This is a genomic window from Exiguobacterium sp. s168 (assembly GCF_018619035.1).
In the GTDB taxonomy this organism is placed as follows: Bacteria; Bacillota; Bacilli; order Exiguobacteriales; family Exiguobacteriaceae; genus Exiguobacterium_A; species Exiguobacterium_A acetylicum.
Genome location: NZ_JACSNE010000004.1, coordinates 104,471 through 127,550, shown reverse-complemented (window position 1 = coordinate 127,550; position 23,080 = coordinate 104,471). Strand labels below are relative to the sequence as shown.

20 protein-coding genes and 1 other annotated feature are annotated in these 23,080 nt (G+C 48.6%); of the genes, 6 read left to right on the top strand and 14 right to left on the bottom strand.

The window, feature by feature from the left end; translation table 11 throughout:
* Positions 1-29 precede the first annotated feature (29 nt).
* Positions 30-1,220: a helix-turn-helix domain-containing protein gene (locus tag KNQ15_RS04410; RefSeq protein ID WP_050677355.1), complete on the bottom strand. Its 1,191-nt coding sequence runs from the start codon at positions 1,218-1,220 to the stop codon at positions 30-32.
* Positions 1,221-1,340: 120 nt separating this feature from the next.
* Here KNQ15_RS04410 and KNQ15_RS16750 point away from each other — a divergent pair, with 120 nt between their 5' ends.
* Together KNQ15_RS16750 and KNQ15_RS16745 are read left to right on the top strand one after the other, a co-directional pair.
* Complete coding sequence (locus KNQ15_RS16750; RefSeq protein ID WP_251137586.1) at positions 1,341-1,991, top strand: MFS transporter; 651 nt, start codon at positions 1,341-1,343, stop codon at positions 1,989-1,991.
* Complete coding sequence (locus KNQ15_RS16745; RefSeq protein WP_251137585.1) at positions 1,970-2,608, top strand: MFS transporter; 639 nt, start codon at positions 1,970-1,972, stop codon at positions 2,606-2,608. Before KNQ15_RS16750 ends, KNQ15_RS16745 begins: the two co-directional genes overlap by 22 nt.
* A 19-nt stretch (positions 2,609-2,627) precedes the next feature.
* Here KNQ15_RS16745 and KNQ15_RS04400 read toward each other — a convergent pair whose 3' ends face one another.
* Positions 2,628-3,638, bottom strand: a complete 1,011-nt coding sequence (locus KNQ15_RS04400; RefSeq protein WP_023467737.1) for an LLM class flavin-dependent oxidoreductase — start codon at positions 3,636-3,638, stop codon at positions 2,628-2,630.
* A 163-nt stretch (positions 3,639-3,801) separates the two neighbouring features.
* Here KNQ15_RS04400 and KNQ15_RS04395 point away from each other — a divergent pair, with 163 nt between their 5' ends.
* The 3 genes from KNQ15_RS04395 (at position 3,802) to KNQ15_RS04385 (ending at position 5,670) form a co-directional block, all read left to right on the top strand.
* A complete protein-coding gene (locus KNQ15_RS04395) occupies positions 3,802-4,287 on the top strand; it encodes a pyridoxamine 5'-phosphate oxidase family protein (RefSeq protein WP_023467736.1) in 486 nt (161 codons plus the stop codon).
* A 121-nt stretch (positions 4,288-4,408) separates the two neighbouring features.
* Positions 4,409-5,377 carry a cation diffusion facilitator family transporter gene (locus tag KNQ15_RS04390; protein WP_214727976.1) on the top strand — a complete coding sequence of 323 codons (969 nt, stop codon included), beginning with the start codon at positions 4,409-4,411 and terminating at the stop codon, positions 5,375-5,377.
* Entirely contained in the window at positions 5,374-5,670 is a 297-nt protein-coding gene (locus KNQ15_RS04385; protein WP_214727973.1) for an MGMT family protein, read from the top strand. The genes KNQ15_RS04390 and KNQ15_RS04385 overlap by 4 nt, the downstream gene beginning before the upstream one ends.
* Before the next feature lie 63 nt (positions 5,671-5,733).
* On the opposite strand, the gene KNQ15_RS04380 is transcribed toward KNQ15_RS04385, so the two are convergent.
* The 9 genes from KNQ15_RS04380 to KNQ15_RS04340 form a co-directional block, all read right to left on the bottom strand.
* Positions 5,734-6,255 carry a pyrophosphohydrolase domain-containing protein gene (locus KNQ15_RS04380; RefSeq protein ID WP_214727971.1) on the bottom strand — a complete coding sequence of 174 codons (522 nt, stop codon included), beginning with the start codon at positions 6,253-6,255 and terminating at the stop codon, positions 5,734-5,736.
* A gap of 61 nt (positions 6,256-6,316) precedes the next feature.
* Positions 6,317-7,966, bottom strand: coding sequence for an aromatic amino acid hydroxylase (locus KNQ15_RS04375; RefSeq protein WP_214727969.1), 1,650 nt, complete (start codon positions 7,964-7,966; stop codon positions 6,317-6,319).
* A 60-nt stretch (positions 7,967-8,026) separates the two neighbouring features.
* Positions 8,027-8,231, bottom strand: a binding site (T-box leader).
* 70 nt (positions 8,232-8,301) lie between these two features.
* Positions 8,302-9,447: an FUSC family protein gene (locus tag KNQ15_RS04370; RefSeq protein WP_053452932.1), complete on the bottom strand. Its 1,146-nt coding sequence runs from the start codon at positions 9,445-9,447 to the stop codon at positions 8,302-8,304.
* Between the two features lie 105 nt (positions 9,448-9,552).
* A complete protein-coding gene (locus KNQ15_RS04365) occupies positions 9,553-11,487 on the bottom strand; it encodes a PTS fructose transporter subunit IIABC (protein ID WP_214727967.1) in 1,935 nt (644 codons plus the stop codon).
* Between the two features lie 17 nt (positions 11,488-11,504).
* Positions 11,505-12,425 (bottom strand): 1-phosphofructokinase, encoded by a 921-nt coding sequence (pfkB, locus tag KNQ15_RS04360; protein WP_214727965.1) that lies wholly within the window; start codon positions 12,423-12,425, stop codon positions 11,505-11,507.
* On the bottom strand, positions 12,422-13,168 hold the full coding sequence (locus KNQ15_RS04355; protein WP_029341218.1) for a DeoR/GlpR family DNA-binding transcription regulator: 747 nt from the start codon (positions 13,166-13,168) through the stop codon (positions 12,422-12,424). The genes pfkB and KNQ15_RS04355 overlap by 4 nt, the downstream gene beginning before the upstream one ends.
* Positions 13,169-13,455: 287 nt before the next feature.
* Positions 13,456-14,280 carry a fumarylacetoacetate hydrolase family protein gene (locus tag KNQ15_RS04350; RefSeq protein WP_214727963.1) on the bottom strand — a complete coding sequence of 275 codons (825 nt, stop codon included), beginning with the start codon at positions 14,278-14,280 and terminating at the stop codon, positions 13,456-13,458.
* A gap of 125 nt (positions 14,281-14,405) precedes the next feature.
* Positions 14,406-15,848, bottom strand: coding sequence for a SulP family inorganic anion transporter (locus KNQ15_RS04345; RefSeq protein WP_214727961.1), 1,443 nt, complete (start codon positions 15,846-15,848; stop codon positions 14,406-14,408).
* Positions 15,849-15,920: 72 nt separating this feature from the next.
* Positions 15,921-16,829 carry a TetR/AcrR family transcriptional regulator gene (locus KNQ15_RS04340; protein ID WP_214727959.1) on the bottom strand — a complete coding sequence of 303 codons (909 nt, stop codon included), beginning with the start codon at positions 16,827-16,829 and terminating at the stop codon, positions 15,921-15,923.
* A gap of 169 nt (positions 16,830-16,998) precedes the next feature.
* On the opposite strand from KNQ15_RS04340, the gene KNQ15_RS04335 reads away from it, so the two are divergent.
* Positions 16,999-18,471: a DHA2 family efflux MFS transporter permease subunit gene (locus tag KNQ15_RS04335; RefSeq protein ID WP_214727957.1), complete on the top strand. Its 1,473-nt coding sequence runs from the start codon at positions 16,999-17,001 to the stop codon at positions 18,469-18,471.
* Here the strand turns inward: KNQ15_RS04335 and KNQ15_RS04330 are convergent.
* The 3 genes from KNQ15_RS04330 to KNQ15_RS04320 all read right to left on the bottom strand — a co-directional run bounded on the left by KNQ15_RS04330 (position 18,450) and on the right by KNQ15_RS04320 (position 23,061).
* Positions 18,450-18,980 (bottom strand): 4Fe-4S single cluster domain-containing protein, encoded by a 531-nt coding sequence (locus KNQ15_RS04330; RefSeq protein ID WP_214727949.1) that lies wholly within the window; start codon positions 18,978-18,980, stop codon positions 18,450-18,452. The genes KNQ15_RS04335 and KNQ15_RS04330 overlap by 22 nt on opposite strands.
* Positions 18,952-20,781, bottom strand: coding sequence for an anaerobic ribonucleoside triphosphate reductase (locus tag KNQ15_RS04325; protein ID WP_214727947.1), 1,830 nt, complete (start codon positions 20,779-20,781; stop codon positions 18,952-18,954). The genes KNQ15_RS04330 and KNQ15_RS04325 overlap by 29 nt, the downstream gene beginning before the upstream one ends.
* Before the next feature lie 240 nt (positions 20,782-21,021).
* On the bottom strand, positions 21,022-23,061 hold the full coding sequence (locus KNQ15_RS04320; RefSeq protein WP_149427025.1) for an ATP-binding protein: 2,040 nt from the start codon (positions 23,059-23,061) through the stop codon (positions 21,022-21,024).
* Positions 23,062-23,080: the final 19 nt, after the last annotated feature.

Genomic DNA, 23,080 nt, shown 5'->3' with positions numbered 1-23,080 from the left:
AGCGCACTCGCTTCATGCCTGTTTTTTCGTCATTGAATATTAACCAATGTTTGTATCTCTCGCTCAAGATCGCCTTTGAGGCGTTCACTTTGAAGATCATCCTTCAATCGCAAGACATCATTCAGCCGTTCCTGACCGACACCTTGTTGCATCGCCAGTACGAGCGTCCGCAACATCATCGCTTGGTCGAACCCACTCGCCGCAAGCCAGTCATCTTGCATCTCCCATATCTTATCGACGCTCTGCTGAAGCGTCTGATTCGGTAATTCGATGCCGTTCACAAGGAGATGGACTTCGAGTTGTCCGATGTAATGTTTCGCGTCGTCGATCGCCACAGTAACGAGTTTTTCCCACGCCATCTGCATGCCGGTCGTATCGTTTTCAAAAATCGCGATGAGTCCTTTCGTCAAATCGACTTCAATCCGTCCAACGGCAGTCGTTTCACTAAATGCAAAAAACTGCTCCAATCGATCAAACTCTTGCTGTGATTGTTCGATTTCCCCTTCTAGATATAAAAACAGTCCGAGAAAACGTTGAAACGAAATGACATGATAATAGACATCTTGCTCCCGCATATACTGAACCCCTTCACGCAATAAGGCGATCGCTTCTGTGTAGTGATCATCGAACAAACTTGCTCGAAGTGCACGCAAGATTTGGAAATTTAAATAGGTTTTTGGCGCAAGTGGAATCTCGCGTGGTACATCCATTGCTTCGATCAGCTCGTATGCTTCCTTTGTCCGTTTGAGATTGAATAAAAAATAGACTTTCGAGATCTGAGCGAGCAACTGCTCATCTTGACGACCGAGCTGTCGAAAAATCTGCTCCGCTTGGTCGTAATACGTCAAACCAAGCTCCGGATTCTTCGTTCGGAGGGCATCGCCGTATTTATGGTAGACCTGCCCTTGCCAATAAGAAGTCGTTTCCGGAACCAAGTAAGGTTTTAGCAGTTCCTGAATTTTTTCGTCTGAAAAATATGGGGTATGCCGCGAACGGATTGTTTCGATGAGTTCCCGCATCTGAACATCCCGCGGATCAAGCATCAATTCTTCGACCGTCACCTGTAATCGCCTAGCAATCGCCTGTAGTGCGGGTACAGACGGTGTCGCTTTCCCATTCTCGACCATACTGAGCATCGACTTCGTGATGATACCGGTCGCAACGTCCGTTTGTGTCATTTTTTTCTGTTTTCGGATCTGTTTGATACGTTCCCCTAACACACTGGTCACTCCTTTTATCATAAAAGTTAAATTAAATTTAACTTTTTCTTTACATTTTTCTTCCACTCCTTTATTCTACACTAAAGTTCAATAAAATTTAACTCTGAAGGAGTGAACAGGATGTCATTTAATTTAAAGCGTGTCTTATTCGGAAAGTTTTGTTCATTGTTCGCGGCTAGTCTCTTTACGTTTGTCGCCGGACTGACCGTCTTACGGGAAACATCGTCTGGTTTTCAGTTCGCGCTCGTAATGCTTGCAGGATCGGTGCCACGGATTTTGCTCTCACCGGTTGCTGGTGTCCTCGCTGATCGATGGAACCGCAAACGAATCATCGTCATGACCGAGAGCTTAAGCGCACTCGTCTTGTTCGGACTTTTGCTCTATTCGCTACAAGCCCCTCTACATACCGTTCATTACATCATCGCAAGTGTCCTCTTGACGAGCCTGTCGACGTTCCTGTCCGTCACCTTATCAAGCTCGTTACCGCAACTCGTACAAGAAGAGGAGTTACAACGCGGGAACGCCCTCTTCTCGACGATTCAATCGACCTCAACGATCACCGCTCCACTCGTTGCGGGATTGCTCATCGCCGCTGTCTCCATCACGCAATTTTTGGTTTTACCGTTTCTCTTGTTTGCTTCTGCTGCCTGGTGGAATAGCCGTCTCCGCTTTCTTGCAGTGGATACCTCTCCTCTAGCTACTACCGATACTTCGTCTTTCGTCTCGGCGTTTAAAGAAGGCTACCGCTATTGTTCCGTCAACCAGTATTGACGACACTCGTCCTGATGGCGATCGTCCTGAACTTCTTTTTTGTCGCTTTCGAAATCTTGTTACCGATCATTTTGCTCGATCGACTACAATTCACACCATTTCGGTTTGGAGTGGTCGAGTCCGCACTAGGTGCCGGTCTTCTTGTCGCTTCGTTGCTTCTTGCCTTACCTCGCTTTACGGTGAAACGTCCGTTACGAACGATATTCGAGTCGCTCTTTTTAATCGCCTCTTGTTATGCGCTTCCTACACTTGCGCTACTCGGCTATGTTCCATCTGCTCTACTACTACCTTTTTTCATGATCCTATTGTTCATCGACGGCATGCTCGTCTTACGGATGAACATTCCACTACAGCTCATCGTCCAAAAACAGACCGATCCGGCTTATCTCGGACGTGTCATCGGTGTTCTAGAATCAGTTGCGATGGCGATGATGCCGATCGGTACCCTATTGTTTGGTTTACTCAGTGATCATGTGTCTATCATCGTGCTACTTGGAGTCGGTACAGTCGGCTTATTCGGTGCGGCATCATTCGGATTCCTCCGACTTCGTAAAGACATCTTGTCCGAGAGCATTCCTGTAGCAGACGCAAAAAACACGTCCTCCCTCACTTCGTGAGAAAGGACGTGCGTATCGGTCAGACCGTCGCTTTGACGGCGTCCATGATTAATTTCAATGATTGTTGTTTTGCTTCCTTGTCTGCGATCATCGAAGCGATCATCACTTCGTCTGTGCCGTAGGAATCGGCGAGCTCTTGCAATTGTTTCGCAACAGATTCCGGATTACCGACGATCATCCGCTTCCGGTTTTCAGCGATCCGGAATTGGTCTTGGAACGTATACGGATACGCCGCTGCCTCTTCCGGAGTTGGCGTTCCTGTCGACGAGACCCCTTTTTCCAGTAAGAGTAGGGACAAATCCAGGCTTGACGCCAAACGTTCTGCTTCTTCCGTCGTTTCAGCACACGTCACGAAGATCGAAACAAGCGTTTGTGGTGTCTCATTGAACGACGTCGCCATGAAATTATGACGGTAGTAATCCATCACTTCCTGACCACCTTGTCCATTGATGAAGTGAGCAAATGCAAATCCGAACCCGCGTTGTGCGGCGTTCAAGGCACTACCCCCACTTGATCCAAGCAACCAGCCCTCTGGTGTCGTATCGACTTCTGGTGTTGCAACGAGTCCTGCGAACCGGTGTCCGGCAGGTGCCCCGTCTTTCAAGTAATCGACGAGATCATCGAGTTGTTCGCCGTAATCGGCTCCACCAAAACGTGGGGACGATCCTTCCTGCAACGCACGTGTCGCAAGCGGCATACCGCCTGGTGCCCGACCGAGTCCAAGGTCGATCCGGTTTGGTGCAAGCCCTTCAAGGACACGGAAGTTCTCTGCGACTTTATAGGCACTGTAATGCGGCAGCATGACACCGCCTGAACCGAGGCGAATCTGTTTCGTCACTGCCGCCATGTAGGCGATCAAGACTTCCGGGCTCGAACCCGCTAATGTTTTGGCGAAGTGGTGCTCGGATACCCACAGGCGATGATAGCCGAGTTCGTCCGCGATTTTCGCGAGCTCGACCGTTTCGTGTAAGGCATCCGATGGGGATTGTCCTTTAGAGACCGGGGATTGGTCTAAAATACTAAGTTTCATGTATGTCTCTCCTTTTTCTTTCGAATACGTACCTACACTGTACGCCTCCTCGTTGTACCGTGCAACGAAACTGCTTCTTTCCATCATGGGGACGTTTTCATTTTGAAATTCAGGGAACAATGCCTAAGTGAGCATAAAAATCTAACGAATGAGGTGGAGTTACATGTCAACCCATACTACGAATCAAGAAGCAGTCGAAACGGTTAAGAAACTGATTGATAAAATCGAAACAGCGATGCTGACGACAATTTCAGCAGAAGGACTCGTATCGCGTCCGATGCAGACACAGGATATCGAATTTGATGGCGACCTCTGGTTCCTCACTTCAAAAGAGACAGACAAATACCAAGAACTACTTAAGAATCCGAGTGTTAACGTCGCGTACGTCGACAAATCATATGTCTCAATCCGTGGAACAGCGGAACTCGTCGAAGACATCGAACGAAAAAAAGAGCTCTGGAGCCCACGCTACGAAGCATACCTCGGAACGACATACGAAGATCCAAAAGTCGTTCTGATCAAGGTCAACACAGAAGCTGCTGAATACTGGGAAACAGGAAACACGACGAAATCCGTCAAACAAGTATTGAAAAAAGTCGTCGGCAAAGATGATGAGAACGAAATCAATAAAACAGTCGACTTGTCTTAACCTCTTAACCCCCACGCTCTTCGCGTGGGGGTTTTGTGTGCCGGAGTGGTCGTTTTAGAAAAATTAAGTTAACATAAGAAAGTGAACTAATACGTAACTTAATTAAAAGGAGTACAATCACATGGGAGAATTCATTACATTACTACGCCGGGGTAACCGGTCCGCTTTGACAGCAGGCATCGTTAACTCTGTCATCGCCATCATCAAGGCCGTCGCCTATGTCTTGACAGGAAACGTCGCGATGTTCGCGGAGATGATGCATACGCTCGGTGACGCTGCCAATCAATTTTTTGTCTTTATCGGTTCTGCCCTCAGTAAGAAAGCACCGACGAAGCGATTCCCGAACGGCTTCGGTCGTCTCGTCAATCTTGTGTTGCTCGGTGCGATCCTCTTCGTCGGTATCATGGCTTACGAAACGATTCATGAAGGGGTCGCCCACATCATTGAACCAACTGAATCAACTGGCTTTTGGATCACGTTATCGGTTCTGTTCGTAGGTGTCGTCTTAGAGAGTGGCGTTTTTGTCAAAGCGATGCAGGAAATCGCGCATGATGCGAAGTTAGACTCGAAAGGACCTCGTTTGATTCTCGACAGCTTCCGCTCATTGAAACAAGCGAAACCCGCCACACGCCTTGTATTTCTGGAAGACTTGGTCGCAACGGCTGGTGGAGTCGTCGCGATGATCGCCGTCATCATCTCGCATGTGACACCGTTCCATCAGGCAGAAGGAATTGCTTCGATTCTGATCGGATTGATGATGTTTTATGTCGTTGGGAATGTCTTCTTACAAAACGCAGCTGGTGCGCTTGGTGAAGCCGATGAGACGATGGCTGCCCGCCTCGGTGGACTGATCATGAAAGACCCTGACGTCAAGGACATCAGTAAGCTTGAAGTCATTAAAGAAGGCGACCACTTCCATGTCGAAGTGGAAATTGAAGTCGACCCGACCTTGACGATTGCTCAAGCGGACGACATCAAGGACCGTCTCGAATTGCAGATTCGTTTGCAACAAGGGATCATTGACGTAACGATTGGTTTTGATGAAGACGATAAGATTCAACAGTACATCGTCGCTTCTGACGAGTCATGACTCCGTTTACGCAAGATGTCTTGACTATCATGCGTTCGATCCCTGCAGGTCGGGTCATGACGTACGGGCAAGTCGCTCGACTCGCCGGTCATCCGCGTAGCGCACGACAAGTAGCGCGGATTCTTCACAGCATGAGTAAGACGGAACGTCTACCTTGGCACCGCGTCCTTGCTGCTGGTGGTAAACTGTCGCTTGAAGGTGATGAACAGCGACTGGCGCTTGAAGCAGAAGGTGTCGAGTTCCTGACCGCCCGTCAACTCGATTTATCGCGTTATCAAGTCAAAAGTGAATAGATACAACAAGAGAGGGATGACCGGTTCTTAGACCAGTCATCCCTCTCCTTTTATCGTCATGAATCATGCCTTCGACGTACTCGAAGCCCCAGCGATTTGTCGACGTACTTCTGCTTCTAATTGTGGTTCCGGTGGTTGCCAGCCTTCCGGTTTCATGACCTTTTGATCCGATTCCCGGAAGATTGGTTTTCCGTCCGGTCCAAGCTTCGCCATGTTCGCACGCTGGACGATTTCGAACAAAGGAGCCGGATCAAGCCCAATCTCAACGAAGCTTCCCATGATGAAGTAGAGGGCGTCCGTCAAGGCATCCCCTTGTCCGACGAGCCGTTCGACGTCCGTTTCGGGTTGTTTCATCTGGAGTGATTTTTCGACCGCTGTATCAAGCCCTGACTTGAAACGTTCGATTGCTTCGAGAAATTCTGCTTCACTCGTCGCTGATTGATGGAGAAACTCAACGACCGCTTCTTCCGCCGTCCAGGTCGAGCGTTTGATCCCACGATCGACCGTCATAGGTGTTGGTGTCGTCGCACCAGGGTGTGAAAACACACGGTGGAATTCCTTTACGTCTTGATAATAATTTGTCATAACCGATCATCCCCTTTTACCGAATGTCTCCATTCTAACAGGTTCAGAACCGGAGTTCGACTCATTGATGAACGACGTCGAGTAAGGCCATCCCACGTGTAATCAATTCATCTCGCTGCTCAGACGTTGCTTTTAAGCGCTCGAGATCTACAATCAGACGTGGTTGATCGACTTCATCCGCTAACTCGAGTAATTCGAGACGGAGTAACCAGGCGTCCGGTAGCTGGACGAGTGTCTGGTCGATCAGTTGCGGTAACCGTTCCCGACCGGCACGTCCTTCGCGAATCTCGCGGACGACTTCGAAGATTGGATCAGCCGCTGTCAACGGACGTTCGATTCGTTCGAACTCGACCGTTTCCGGAATCGGCTTCAGTGCTTCAACTTCCGTTCCCGGGAATGCTGACGTGATGTCACCGACGATCAATTCCATCCGGTCCATCGTCATCGTTTTCCCGTCGTTTGCAAGCGTTGCTGCCTCTAAGACGACGAGCGCCCGGTTTCCATTGACGTTTTGAATTGCTGTGATGTCCCCTGTGACGTGAACATTTCCTTCCGCCCAGTCGAGACGTTCACCGACTTTGACTTGCAGCAACACTTCATTCAATTCCTTACCGTGAAGGAGTGTAAAGCCTTCCGGATGATCTGCCAGTCCTTGACCTGTCAACACTTCGCCGTTTGCAGCAAGCGCTGTCGGACCTGTTAGTTTGACGAGATGCAGCGAATCGTGAATCTCTTGCGTTTCAGGAACACCGACGAGCGAGAGACCACTGTCGAAGACGAGCGTTGACAGGTTACCCGATTCGACCGCTTTTGTCAGTCCGTGGATGCCACCGCGGATGTATGACATGGATTGTGCGAATTCTTCAAGTGCATCGCGGAGTTGTTCGAACGATTCACAGACGAAAAGTTCTTTTTGCATGCTCGTCACGTCATGTTTCGTCGCAAGTGCTTTTTCAAGCGAGAATGGATGTTTGACGACCGCGTCCGTTAAGCAGTGGCGACTTTCACCGACTGATGATAAAAGACCTGCCCCGTAGATTTGTGGGTTGTCGATATCACCAATCAGACCGAATTCAACCGTCCACCAGAACAGACGTGAGATTTCGTTCGCTTCCGAAATCCCTTTGACGTGTGTCCGTGTCTCAGCGAGTTCAATTTCAGCTTGTTCGATATCGGCTGGAGTCGAGAATGGACTCTCTTTGACGATCGTCAATTTCTTCAGTGCCTTGAACACGTCATGTTCGGCTTTATGGTTAAAAGCGTGTGCCCCGATCTCACCGAAGCGTCGAACAAACTCTGCGTAGATCGGATTCATCAAGATTGGCGCGTGTCCCGCTGCTTCATGCAAGATATCTGGCGCTGGTGTGTAAAGAATGTTATCGACCTTCCGGATGTCAGTTGCGATCGGTAAGAGACCGTGCCCTTGGAAATCGAAGAAGGCGACGCCAGGAATGAGACCATCGACAGCGACTGTTCCCCAGCCTCCACGGCTTAGATTCGCTGTCATCTCACGCACGTCCGGGATCCGTTCCGGGCTGATGCCGGATGCAGCAAGCCCTTCGAGGTATGCCGGATGTGCTGTATCTTGTAATGTATTTAAATTCAGTCGCATGACGTATCTCCAAACGGCATGATCCGTTGGTGTGTAGTCTTCGTAGTGCTGTGGTGCGACGTGTGGACGTAAGTGACTTGGAATGATTGGTGTAGACATATGAGTTCCCCCTTGAATGAATGTGAGATAATAAAAAAGCCCCTGCCGAACGTATCGTTCGACAGGGGCGACGAAAGCCGCGGTACCACCCTGATTACCCAGTCATTGACTGAGTCACTCATGATCGGGATAACGGTTTGCTCCGCTCGCTTACGCAAGAAGCTCAGAAACTGTAATTCAACACCATCTGTGTACACGTTCGCAGCGCCACGTGCTCTCTGAAACAGGGAGATGGTCTTTACTTCGGTTTCATCATCGCTTATTCTTTCATTCTGTTATGCTGTTATACTGTTATGCTTTTAGCAAGTAAAGTATCGTTAAGGAGGACTATACGCTTACTTTTTACTTTCGTCAATGGCTTTTTTACGTTTAAATCGATTAAATGTTTTATCACGGACTGATTTTTGTTCGATCGTCAGTGAGGTGATATGGCGACGAAGCGCACCATTGAGGCGTTTTTCAAAGGATTCGAGCTCCTGGATCCACTCGTTCATCGAGACAACGATCGGTAAGATTTCCATGATGACTTCTTCCTCGAGCTCATCGCGATCGAGGAAAGAGTGCTTAACGAAAGCAATGTTCTCTTTGACGAGATCCTCCATCGCGAGTGGTTCTTCCGTCAACAAGAGATCATATGTCAATAAGACCTTCTCTTGGCGCTGAGCGATATGCATCAAGTGATAGAACAACTCGCTCCGAAGATCGTCCGCAATCGAGTCGAGTGCCTTCTCTCGCTCTCTGAAGCGCTCTGCTGTCGCGACACCGCGTTCGAGGCACGATTGCATATGTTTGAGGATCAACAAGTTCCGTAAGAGCGAGGCGTGCTTCTGACGCGTTCCCCGAATCTCTTCCTTGTGTAGGTTGAACAAGTTTTGTGTCTCAAGGAGCGAACGTCCCATCTTATCGATTGCCGCCCGATACGGGACGACCTTTCCTTCAAAGGCAATCGCTCGCGTAACGACGAGCAACTTCTCGAAGAGTTTCGTCGCTTTCTGGTAATAGACATTGCCGTAGCGTGGCGGGAAGATCAGCGCATTGATGCCGAGTGCGCAGCCGATCCCGAGCATGACGAGCAAGTAGCGAATCAAGACGACTTGCCAAAGTGGCTCGGTCGCGGTCGCCACACTTTCGAGAATGACGATGATCATCAAGACGACGTGCGGAATCGTCCGCCCGAAACCAAAGGCTAGCAAGATCGAGATTGCTGCCATGATGACGATCCCGATCGCGAGCGGATTCGCCGGATTATCGCCTAATATCCAAAGGGCGAGTAACGTCAAAAAGGCACCAATCAAATTGGCCTCTGCTTCCTCAAGAAATTGTTTCCATGTCTGATAGACCGAAGGCAGGAGTGTCGTCGCTGCCGAGATCGCAGGTAGGATCGGGCTGAGGTTGAACAGATTACTGATCAACAGCGCCAGGATGACCGCAAGACCTGTCTTGATGGTCCGTGGTCCGATTTGTAAGGATTGTCCACCCATGTCCATCCCTCCTTCTTATTCAGTATGCCCTCTATTCTTCACCGTTAGCCGTCAAAATTCAACAAAAAATCCCCTCCGCTTGAAAACGGAGAGGATTTGAGTGAATTATGATGCTTTCGTACCTGTTCCTTCTGTCATTTCCGCTTTCGCGACCGATTGGTCAACGAGCGGTTTTTTAAGGAAGGAGAGGATTGCCGCACCGACGAGTGATCCGATGAGGATCGCACCCGCGTAACCGACGATTGCCATGACCGTACCTGATGGACCATCAAGTAACGGGAAGACGAAGATACCGCCGTGTGGCGCTGGGAGCAAGACTCCGAAGACGATTGTCAACGCACCAGCGATCGCTGAACCGATAACGCTTGATGGAATGACGCGGAGTGGATCGGCTGCTGCGAATGGAATCGCACCTTCTGTGACGAACGATGCACCCATTGCGTAAGCAGCGATACCTGCTTCACGTTCTTGCGGCGTGAATTTCTTACGTGCGAACAATGTCGATGAGAAGGCTACGATGAGTGGTGGAACCATCCCACCTGCCATGACGGCTGCCATGACTTCCGTGTTACCTGCTGTAAGAGCAGCTGTACCGAATACATATGCTGTTTTGTTGATTGGACCACCCATGTCGATTGCCATCATACCTGCGACGAGCAGACCGAGAAGGATTGCGTTCCCACCGCTGAGTCCGTTCAACGAATCCGTGAGCCATGTCATGAACTTCGCGATCGGCTCATTGATGACGAGTAACATGATCATCCCTGTGATGAATGAACCAAACAGTGGATAGAGCAAGACCGGTTTGATTCCTTCAAGAGCTGCCGGGAGACCTTTGAAAACTTTGACGAGTAGAAGAACGACGTAACCAGCAAGGAAACCGGCAATCAATCCACCGAGGAAACCAGCATTACCGTTGCTTGCAAGGAAACCAGCGATCAGACCAGGAGCAAGACCTGGTTTATCAGCGATCGACATCGCGATGAATCCAGCGAGAATCGGAATCAAGAGACCAAATGCAGCTTTCCCGATCGACATCAACTGAGCAGCAAACTCATTGTATGACGCATCATCCGGGTTCGCAGAGTTGATCCCCCAGAAGAAGCTAATCGCGATCAAGAGACCACCTGCGACGACGAGTGGCAACATTGCAGATACCCCACTCATCAAGTGTTTGTAGAATCCGCCACGAGCCGGTTTTGAACTTTCGCTTGAACCGCTTGCTTTATAGACAGGTGCGTCTTGTTTAACGGCACGGTTGATCAATTCTTGTGGTTTACGAATTCCTTGTGCGACCGGTACTTCAACGACGTGTTTCCCGTTGAAGCGATCCATCTCAACTGCTTTATCCGCTGCGACGATGATCGCTGTCGCATCTTTGATGTCTTGTTGTGTCAAACCGTTCTTGACACCTGTCGATCCGTTCGTTTCGACTTTAATACGGACACCCATCTCTTCCGCTTTTTGACGAAGCGCATCAGCTGCCATATACGTGTGCGCGATTCCTGTTGGACAAGCTGTGACAGCGAGGATGTACGGTGCATTTTGGTCGACATTGTCGCTTGAGACGTCAACTGGACCTTCTTCTTCACGTTCCTTCGCTTCGATTGCTGCGATGACTTCGTCTTTCGTTTTAGCCGCAAGGATCGTATCGCGGAAATTCATATCCATTAGATAAACCGATAGTTTCGAAAGTGTTTCGAGGTGCGCATTATCTGCGTTTTCACCCGCTGCGATCATGAAGAACAACCGACTTGGTTGACCATCGAGTGCTTCGTAGTCAACACCTGCCGAACGACCGAAGGCGATCGCTGGTGTTTTGACTGCTGCCGTTTTTGCGTGTGGGATAGCAATGCCTTCCCCTAAACCTGTTGTGCTTTGCGCTTCCCGTGCGAGAATCGCTTCTTTATATGCCGAGCGATCGTTCAGTTTTCCTGCCCGATCGAGGACGTTGACGAGTTCGTCGATGACAGCGGCTTTAGATGACGCTTGTAAATCGAGTTGAATCGTATCACGTGTCAAGAGATCAGTAATTTTCATGAGTAGTCACACTCCTTTTAGGATTGAATGAGTTCAACGACGTTGACGTCTACGAGGAGACGATCGATATCTTCCTTCGTACAAAGACCGAAGGAATAAGCAGACGCACTACCAGTCGTTACCGCGTAGCGGAACGCTTCTTCTGGTGATTTGCCGAGCGAGTGGCTGGCAACGAATCCAGCGACGAGTGAATCTCCGGCACCGACGGAGTTGACGAGCTTCCCTGCCGGTGTGTTTGCCGTATAGGCACCTTGACGATTGACGAGCAATGCTCCGTCTCCTGCAAATGAGATGACGACGTTCTCGGCACCGCGCTCAACGAGTTGCTGGGCGTATGGAACGGCCATCTCCTTCGACGTAATCTCGACGTCGAAGATTTCACCGAGTTCATGGTGATTCGGCTTGATTAAAAATGGACCGAGCGGTAAGACTTCAAGCATCGCTTCCTTCGTCGTATCAACGGCGAAGCGGACGTTCCGTTCATTCAAGATCGTCGCGATATGACGATAAAGATCATGCGGCAGACTGCTTGGGATACTACCTGCGAAGACGACGATGTCACCGGCTTGCATCGTCTTGAATCGGGATAATAAATGCTCCAGCTCTTCCGGTTGAATCTTCGGTCCCGCTGCATTCAGCTCAGATTCTTGATCGGCGCGAATCTTTACATTGATCCGCGTCTCATCTTGAATCGGTGTGAAGTCCGTCAACACGCCTCGTTTCTCGAGTTCCGTCCGGATGAATTGTCCGGTACTTCCTCCAAGGAATCCGAGTGCTTGTGTTTCCACCTCATAGTTTTTTAGGACGAGAGAGACGTTGATCCCTTTCCCTCCGGCCACTTTTTCCGCCTGTTCGACACGATTGACTTGTCCTGCCTCAAATACCGGTAACGTGACATAATAGTCGATTGATGGGTTGAGTGTCAGTGTATAAATCATTTCGCGTTCACCACCTCTGTGTATTGACTGTATTTCGCTTCTTGCTCGCTGGATGTCGTCGTGATGATCGTCGCCGCTTGCAAGGACGCCACCCGACTGAAGCTGATTGCATCCAGTTTCGTCTCATCGACGAGTACATACGATTGTTTTGCTAACTCGATCGCTGTCTTCTTTACGAGTGCCTCTTCCGGATCTGGTGTCGTGAAGCCTTGTGTCGGATGAACACCGTTCATCCCAAGGAACGCGACATCAAAATGGTAAATCAACATTCCTTCACGTGCGTTGTAACCGACGAGTGCTTGCGTTGAATGCTTCAGTTGACCTCCGACGACGAACGTCGGGATACGGTGATAGAGTAACGTGTTCGCTAGAGGAAGACTGTTCGTCACGACCGTAATCGCCTTCTCTTCGAGATACGGAACGATGGCAAGCGTCGTCGTTCCGGCATCGAGGTAGACATACATCCCGTCTTCGATCAGGTCGGCAGCCGCTCGTGCGATCCGTTCCTTCTCTTCGACATGTTTGTCACTCTTTTCGAAGTAACTCGGTTCCTCAATTTGCAAATGGTTCGCTGTCGCGCCCCCGTGCACCCGACGCAGATGACCTGCTGTCTCAAGCTGTGATAAATCCCGACGAATCGTAGACTCACTGGCACCGGTTTGCTCGACGATTTTTTGCATCTTGACGACTTCTTCTCGAGCTAGTAATTCGAGAATGAGTTGATGGCGTTTTTTCGTTAACATAAGGTTTCCCTCCACATCTATAATATAAAGCGTTTACATTCAAAAATCAATCAAAAACGTTCAAAAATTATATAATTTCTCTATAAAACGTTCAAAACACGACTTTTTTCGACATTAAATCGTCCTTATAGTTTCATTATACATCAAAAACGGTCATATGATGACTGTTTTATCGATTAGAATCAATCATTTTTCAAATTATCTATGTATTTCGCAAAATAAAAAACCGCTTTCCAAAGTAATGTGGAAAGCGGTGAATGAAATTCAAGCAATTCGGTCATCTTCGTTCACTGGACTTCGTTTTGGAGGCGACCGATACCTGCAATTGAGACTTCGACGACATCCCCTGTCTGAAGATAGACCGGCGGTTTCATACCGTGCCCGACACCAGCTGGAGTTCCTGTCGCAATGATGTCCCCTGCTTCAAGCGTCATCCCGCGCGACACTTCAACTAAAATCGTCACGACGTCGCGTAACATCAAGGCGGTTGATCCTGATTGACGAAGTTGTCCGTTTACGCGCGTCTCGACGAGGACGTCAAACGGATCAAAGCTGTCCGCTGAGACGATGACCGGTCCGAACGGACAGAACCCATCAAGCGATTTACCACGGAAGAACTGAACGTGTTCTTTTTGTAGATCCCGAGCCGTCACGTCATTGACGATACTATAGCCGAACACATGATCAAGTGCATTTTCTGGTGTCAAATCACGCCCCGTTGTGCCGATGATGATAGCAAGTTCCCCCTCATAATCCAGTTGCTGCGTCAAATCCGCATGCCGTTCGATTGGTTCGAACGGACCGACGATCGATGTCGGTGCTTTCGTGAACAAGACGAATTTCCCTGCTCCCGCCGTATCCATCTCCTTGATGTGATCGGCGTAGTTCTTGCCGACACAGATGACGTTTCGTGCCGGTACATACGGCGTGAGCTGACGAACATCCCCTTTAAGTAGTGGCGCGATATCTAGATCAAGGTCAACATCGAACTCACGTGAAATCACTTCAAACAATGAATCCGTATAGACTTGTGCCGTCACATCATATGTAGAGCCATCCCGTTCAACCCCGATACCTACTTTTCCTTCATGCTCAAATCGAAACCATTTCATCTTAACTGCCCCCTTTTGTTTTTAGTATAGCGAAACCAATCAAGGGACGCACTTCTCATCGTCAATCAGAAGGAAACAAAAAAGCGGTCGACATCGTGTCGACCACTTCCTCATATCCTCTTCCGTTATGCGATTCGCTGCGCTAATCGATCGACGAGCGCTTGCGACTCTTCATTCAATCCAGTGAGTTCGACTTTTTTGCCGAGCCGTTCGTATTTCAAGACGACGTTTTCGATCGCTTCGATAGCGGAATCATCAAACAAATGACACGCCGAGAAATCGAGCGTGATGACGGACGATGGATCAGCGTCGAGCTGGAATTGTTCCGCAAATGCTGTCGTTGACGCGAAGAACAACGGGCCACGAATCGTGTAACGGACTCGATCTGTTTGCTCCTTGCGCTCGACTTGAATGCGCGAAATTTTTGAAGCGAATAATAACGCCGCAAGCAAGATCCCGACAAGAACGCCCATTGATAAATCGTTCGTCAACACGGTGACGAGAACGGTTGCGAGCATGACCGCAGAATCACTTTTTGGTGACGTCTTGAGCATCTTGAATGATCCCCAGTCAAACGTCGCATACGAGACGAAGAACATGACACCGACGAGTGCTCCCATTGGAATCGTCATCAATAGATCATTCATCGTAAACATCAACAGCATTAGGAACACACCTGCTGTCAATGTCGACAATCGCCCACGCCCACCCGACGTGACATTGATGACCGATTGACCGATCATCGCACAGCCCGGCATTCCACCGAACATACCCGCGATGATGTTCGCAATTCCTTGTCCACGTGATTCCATTGCTTTGTTCGACGTCGTATCCGTCATCTCGTCGACGATTCGTGCCGTCAGCAACGATTCGATCAAACCGACGAATGCAAGTGACAAAGCATACGGGAAGATGATTTGGAGCGTCTCAAGTGAGAACGGAACATCCGGTAAGAAGAAGCTTGGTAACGCCGCTTCGATTTGTCCCATGTCTCCAATGACTCGTGTATCGAGTGAGAAGACGACCGTCAACACTGTCATGATCGTGATCGCAACGAGTGGTGCCGGGATTGCTTTCGTCACGCGTGGGAATAACAAGATGATGGCGAGTGATGCGGCAACCATTGCGTACATGATCCAGTTCTGTCCTTCGAACTGCGGCAGTTGTGCCGAGAAAATCAAAATCGCTAACGCATTGACGAATCCGACCATGACGGATCGAGGAATGAATCGTAATAACTTAGCAATTCCTAAAAATCCGAACGCGATTTGTAGAATTCCGGCAAGGATACCGGCAGCTAGTAAATAATCGACACCATGGTCCTTGACGAGCTGGACGACGACGAGTGCCATTGCACCGGTCGCAGCTGAAATCATTCCGGGACGACCGCCGGCAATCGAGATGACGATTGCAATGATGACGGAAGCATATAACCCGACCATTGGGTTAACGCCAGCGATCAGCGAAAACGCGATTGCTTCCGGAACGAGTGCCAAGGCAACGACGATTCCGGACAGCAAATCCGCTTTTGGTTGCAAGAACCACTCTTTTTTCCATTGAGTAAACATATGATGATTGAGACCCCTTTTCTAACATGAATGGTCTCAGTGTAATTGGCTCAGTTTCAAAAAGCAACCCTTTTAGGAAGTTTTGGTCCGGACACGGGCAATTTCATCGACCATTGCCTTATAGGTCGCCATGATTTCCTGACCCGCAAATACCGGATCTTCGTCCATCGTCTCGAGCGCACGACGCAGAAGATGAATTTTGGGTTTCTTCCGTTCGAGCAGCTCTTCATAGATGAAATCAAGAACTTCTTCATGGGCTTCCTTCGATTCATCAGAAATCGATGACAAGGTAATCAAGCGTTTCATATGCGCACTCGTCTTCTCGAATAAATCCTTCCGAATGACGACTTCATCTTGTGGCCGATCGAGCCAAACGGATAGGAAGCGCGGGGGAATCAACTGTTCTTCCGTCCGACTGACGTCTTCGACGAGATGCGTCAATCGATTGAATACATAACGGACGACTCGTTCCGGCTGTGTGTTCGGTTCGGATTGACGGAAGAAGTACATCGCATATTGCAACATCCCTGTATAAATGACAGCTAAATCTAGAAGATACAGTTCTTTCGTCTGACCGAATAAATCACGTAACCGCTCAAACGTCCATTCGATCTCAAGAAGACGGTTATTCTCCATGAATGTCTTCAGTTCTTTTTCATTCGAAGCAATTGCCTCTTCGAACAACGTATATAATTTATATTTTTGCATCAGTTCCAAATAACAATTGCCTTGTTGAATGAACGTCTCATAATCCGAGACATCTCGTCCGACGAGAATTTCCTTGCGCGCTGTCCGCATCTTTTCAAAGACGGTATTAAATACATCGATGAATAATTCATTTTTAGAGGAGAAGTAGTTATAGAACGTTCCTTTGGAAACGTTACTGTGCTCAAGAATGTCCTGGATGGACGTCGATTGATAACCTTTTTCGACGAATAGCTGATAGGCGGCATCTAGAAGTTGTTTCTTTTTTGGATTCATGGTCTTGTCCTTTTCTGTTCAAATGATTGCAATGGTTTAACAATCACTTATTTTAGTGTATGAAGCAAATAATTTGAATTCATTCGACTTAGCCTGGTAAGATAGCCAAGTTAGTCATAGAATTCAAGTCTAACATTTTAGACTCGTAGTACAAAAGGAGCATAACGAAATGCAATCACGCAAGCAATCATCACGACTTTATTTAATTTTAACTGTCCTTATGGCAGGTGCGTTCGTTGCGGTCCTGAACTCAACGTTACTTAATATCGCCTTACCGTCGATCATGGGATCCTTCGGTATTCAGGCAAGCACCGCCCAGTGGTTGACGACGGGCTATATGCTCGTCAACGGAATCATGATTCCGACGTCAGCCTTCCTTGTCCAGAAGTTCTCGACACGTCAACTGTTCTTGACGGCGATGACGCTGTTCTCACTCGGTACAATCATCGCCGGGCAAGCACATGTCTTCCCGCTTCTACTCGGTGCGCGGATGATGCAGGCATCTGGTTCTGCGATCATGATGCCACTATTAATGAACGTTCTTTTGACCGGTTTCCCGATCGAGAAACGCGGACAAGCAATGGGCATCTTCGGACTTGTCATCACGTTCGCCCCAGCCATCGGACCTACATTGTCCGGCTGGATTCTTGAACATTATGAATGGCGGATGTTGTTCCATCTCGTTACACCGATCGCATTACTCGTACTGTTCACGGGTGCCTTCTTATTGAAGAAAGAGACGGTTCGTAGCACACTCAAACTCGATTTATTTTCACTCGTTCTTTCAAGCTTTGGTTTCGGTGGTTTGCTGTATGGATTTAGTTCCGCTGGTTCAGCCGGATGGGGCTCTTGGACGGTCATCGGATCATTGATCATCGGTGTGATCAGTCTGACTTCCTTCATTATACGTCAATTTATGCTCGAAGAACCGATGCTTGAGTTCGGAATTTTCCGTTATCCGATGTTCGCCTTATCGCAAGGGATTTCGATGGTCTTAAACATGTCGATGTTCTCAGCGATGATCTTGATGCCAATCTACATCCAAACGATTCGCGGTATCTCACCGTTCCACTCTGGTCTCTTGATGTTACCGGGTGCAATCGTCATGGCGATTATGTCACCAATCACGGGTCGTCTGTTCGACCGGTTCGGTGCCCGGATCCTTGCCATCATCGGCTTATCACTGACGGTCTTGACGACGTTCTCGTTCAGTCAATTAGCGGCGGATACGTCATATGCGTTCCTCGTCATCATGTATACGTTGCGTTTCCTTGGAATTTCAATGGTCATGATGCCGGTCATGACAAACGGATTGAACCACATTCCGCAACACTTGACGCCACACGGTACGGCATTGAACAACACATTATCACAAGTATCAGGTGCGATCGGTTCAGGTCTGCTCGTAACGATCATGACATCGCGGACGAAACACCACGTTCCAGAATTCGCTTCACAACCAGAAGCCGCTAATCCGGAATGGTTGCAGATGCAGGCGATGATCGAAGGAATCAATGATACGTTCTTCATCGCGACGTTACTTGCACTCGCGGCATTGATCTTATCGTTCTTCATCAAAAAACGACGGACGACGACACTCGCAGTCGTCGAATCCGTCGATCAAGAACAAAAATATGCATGATCTGATTCTCCCCTGTCTGATGATACGGGGGAGTTTTTGTTTTTGTGTAACACTCTTTTTTGCAGTTGCTGTCGATCATAAATTCGTTGATTTGTACTGCCCCGAAAACGTGTCGTTCGGTCGAGTTTCGACAGGATGAACGGACCATCGATGAGTCCGTCTAGTCGCAGTATTAGTGGATGCCACCGTCGACGCTGTAAGATTTCCTCTAGTACATAGCCAGTATATAAAATGACGTCATAATCTGGTCCAAGTTGTTCGAGAAGTTGCACAAGTGCTGCCGCTTGAAGCATCGGCTCGCCGCCGGATAATGTTAAACGACGATTTCCGATCGCCTGAATCCGTTCCACTGTTTCTTCAATCGTCCACTCCACTCCACCTGCCGGATCCCAGGAGGACGGATTATGACAGCCGACACAGTGGTGTGGACAACCGGCAAGAAACAGGACCGTTCGCAAACCGGGTCCATCAACGACAGAATCAGGATGAAGGGAAAGAACGCGTAACATCGTGCTTCACCCGATTCTGCTCTTCAGCCCGTTTTGCCTCATTCCAACGGTCCAGTGTACCGACGAGATATCCTGTGATGCGTCGAATCCGTTCGATCGATCTACTTCCGCAAACCGGACACTGATCCTCGATTGTCTGCTCCGTTCGACAATCAAGACAACGATCGACGGGATGATTGATTGAACCATAGCCGATTCCAGCTTCCGCCATCAAACGAACGATGTCTTCAATCGCTTGCGGATTTCCAGCAAGGGCACCATCTGTCTCGACATAGGTGATATGTCCACCATTACATAATGCATGAAACGGTGCTTCGAGTTGAATCTTTTCACGGATCGTCACGGGCGCATCGACAGGGATATGAAAGGAGTTCGTGTAATACGGTTGATTGGTCACTCCTTTGATTTCACCGAAGTCACTAGCATCACGACGTGTGAACTTACCTGATAACCCTTCAGCTGGAGTTGCCAGTAAACTGAAGTTCAATCCCGTCATCTCGCCATAGTTGTCGACGACCGTCCGCATCGCTTGAATCAAGGCAATACCAATCTGGTGCGCCAGTTCGGAATACCCATGATGATTGCCCGTCAAAACGGTCAAACATTCCGCGAGACCGATGAAGCCGACCGCTAACGTCCCATGCTTGAGGACCGGACCTACGCGATCCGTTCTACGTAACGTCTCGCCATCCTTCCAGACATGTTGATATAAAAATGGAAACGCGTCAGCCGTTTGACTTGCCTGGAATTCATAACGTGCAATAAGCTGCCGGCATGCCAGTTTTGTCGTGTCTTGAACAGACTCGAACATTTGATCGACCGTTTGACATTGAAGCGCCAAGCGGACGAGATTGATGCTCGTAAACGATAGATTTCCTCTTCCCGTGACAGACGGTACATCACCCCTGTCTTCAAACACACGGGTCCGACACCCCATATACGCGACTTCCGCTCCTCCCGGTTGCTCCTGACGATTAAATGGCGCATCGAGAAACGCAAAGTTCGGAAACAATCGTTTTCCCGTTACGCGGGTTGCCAGTTGAAATAGATCGTAGTTCGGATCCGTCGGTGATAAATTGATCCCCTGTTTGACTTTGAAGATTTGAATCGGGAAGATCGGTGTCTCGCCCTTTCCGAGTCCACGTTCCGTCGCTGTCAGCAAGGCGCGCTGGAAGAGTCGACCGGCCTGCGTCGTATTCGTCCCATAATTGACGGATAAAAACGGTACTTGTCCCCCACCACGTGAATGCATCGAATTCGTATTATGGATGAACGCCTCGCATGCCTGAAACGTCTTTTCATACGTCTCCTGCCATGCGCGTCGCTCCCGCTTGCGTCGCTTCCAATGCGGGACGAGGTCGTTTAATTTAGTCCATTCGCGTTGGTAGGTCTTTTCGACGAACGGTGCTAGATCATCGTCAAACGTCGCGAAGGCTTGTCCACCATGCTGCATGTTTTGATTCGCCTGAACGATGATTGCCGCGAGGGCGAGGGCAGAACGGATGTCTTGCGCCGGACGAATTGAACCGTGTGTCGTCTGAAATCCGTTTGAGAGTAGCTGACCGAGCGGGATCTGGGCACACGTCGTCGTTCCGGTCACGTAATAATCGGCGTCGTGGATATACAAGATGTTGTCGTCAAGCGCCTGCAAGACATCTGCTTCGAGATGTCGTCGCATCATCTGCCGCGCTGCTTCCCCAGCAATCCGCTGTAATTTCGCTAGTGGTGTTTTGCCATCAATGTTTGCATTCTCTTGTTCGATATCTTGCGGTGGTGTGAGTAACGCTTCTAAGCTCTCCATGATTCTTCTTCCTCTCACGCTTTTTTGTAATCACTATAGCGAGAGTACAGAAACGTTCGCAATCCCTGCACAATTTACGATTTTTTCAACTGTTTCAGCCGTTCTGTCATCAATCTGTTCGATTTATCGTTCAAATGTCTGCATCTTACTCGTTTTAGCCAAACGCATGAATTTGGACGAATCTCACACGTGAAACGACAAAAAAGAAGAGGCGCATGATATCGCCTCTTCTTCGTCTCTTCATTCTGCTTCGAGTAACGCGTCCGTCGCACTCGGCAACTTGACCCGGAAAACCGTTCCTTCTCCAAGGATCGATTCGACTTCGATATTGCCATCATGTGCGCGAACGATTTCCTTACAGATCGATAATCCAAGACCTGTCCCGCCAATCTTTCGGCTGTCTGAGTTGTCGACCCGGTAAAACTTGCTGAATAAATGCGGCATCGAATGGCTTGGAATCCCGATCCCGAAATCGCGAACGCTGAGTTCGATTTGATTGTGTTGGTGAGTCATCGTCACGACGACATCCCCGCCGTCCGGTGAGTACTTCACCGCGTTATTCAAGAGATTACCGAGTAACTGTTTCATGCTGTTCGCATCTGCCTCGACCATGAAGTCCTGTTCATCATTCAAATCAAGTTTCAGACTGTGTTGCTCCGTCGCTGCTTGATAGAACTGAATTTGTTCCTTGACGATTTCTTTCAGGTCAAAGATTTGTTTGTCATACTCTTGCTTTCCTGACTCCATCCGCTGGACGTTCAAGAAGTCACTGACGAGATCGGTCAGACGTTTTGATTCATCGTGAATCGTCTGCAAGTATCGCTTGTTCCGCTCAGGATCCAAATCCCGTTTCAACATGAGCTCCGTAAAGCCATAAATCGAAGAGAGCGGTGTTCGAAGTTCATGCGAGACCGTTGAGACGAGTTCCGACTTCACGCGGTCGACTTCTGTCTCAGCCGTGACGTCACGGAAGACGAGAATCGTTCCTTTTGAATGTCCCCCGTGCGCAATGGCTTCGGCATAGACTTGAATGAAGTATTCCCCCTGATCAATCGACAAGGAGAACATGCCCTCCGGAATCTCACCCGATAAGACTTCTTCAAAGTATGCTTCAAACGCTTCCTTTTGATCCATCTGCTCGAACATCGTTTCCGGTCGGACTTCGAGGAAGGTCATCGAATCGTTGTCTTCTTCGACTTGTAACGACTGGAAGATATCGAATAACGCCTGATTTCCTAAGATCGTCTTCTCTTCGTGTTTGATGTAGAGAATCGCTTCCCGAACGGAATTCAGCAGTTGTGCCGTCTCTTTTCGTTCGTATTCCATCTGTTCGTAGAGTGACATTCGCATCAATGAGATCGCAATCTGTTTTGAGAACGATTCCAGTTCCGCTAAATCCTGTTGGTTGAATGGTGCGTCAAATCGTGCTAGATAAAGACAGGCAATCAATTCTTCTTTTGCCGGATCCATGATCGGAATGACACCTTCATAGACGTGATACGGATACTTGATCAGATCGTCGTTCGCGACCTTTTTTGAAGAATGTGCGGTTTCCTTTGAAATCATGACTCGCTTTAGTAGTAACGACTCCGTCTTCAGACTTTCTTGTTGTTCTTCTGTCATTTCTTTTGGAACGACTTGCGCGATTTCATTATTCTTAATCAATAACAATGCCCCGAACTCTGTCTTCGTCAACCGGACAATCGTACTGATGACAGACGAGTAATCGAATAAACTCTCCTTTGAAGCAAGCGTTTCGATCAGTTCATTCCGATCCTGCAAATGGAGTTCATTCGTCCGCGTCACTTCAAGAGCACGCTCAAGCTCATTCTGTTTTTGCTTCAATACTTCCTGATTGTGTTCCATTTCTTGATTCTTTGTTGACAATTCTGCATGTTGTGATGAGATCGAACGTGCCATCTGGTAAAACGATGCCGTCAATTGACCGACTTCATTATGGCTGTCGACATCATGCTCGAGCGAAATCGACTTCCCTTCTGCAAGGCGACGACTCTTGACGTTCAATTCGCGGAGTTGTGACGTCACCCGATGTATCAACGGACGGACGATGAACAATAGACAAAATAAAAAAATCATCAAGTTCAAGAACCAGAACCATTGTGTCTTTTGTAACTGGTCAAGTACTTGCTCCTTCGTCCGACCGTCTGCATTATCCACGTATAAATAACTGGCAACCGATGTGATGACACTTAGTGCAAAGACACTATAAAAAATCGCCATCAACTGTCTGCCCAATTTCTCAGTCATCCAGTGTTTCATGTTCATAAATCCTCCTAGC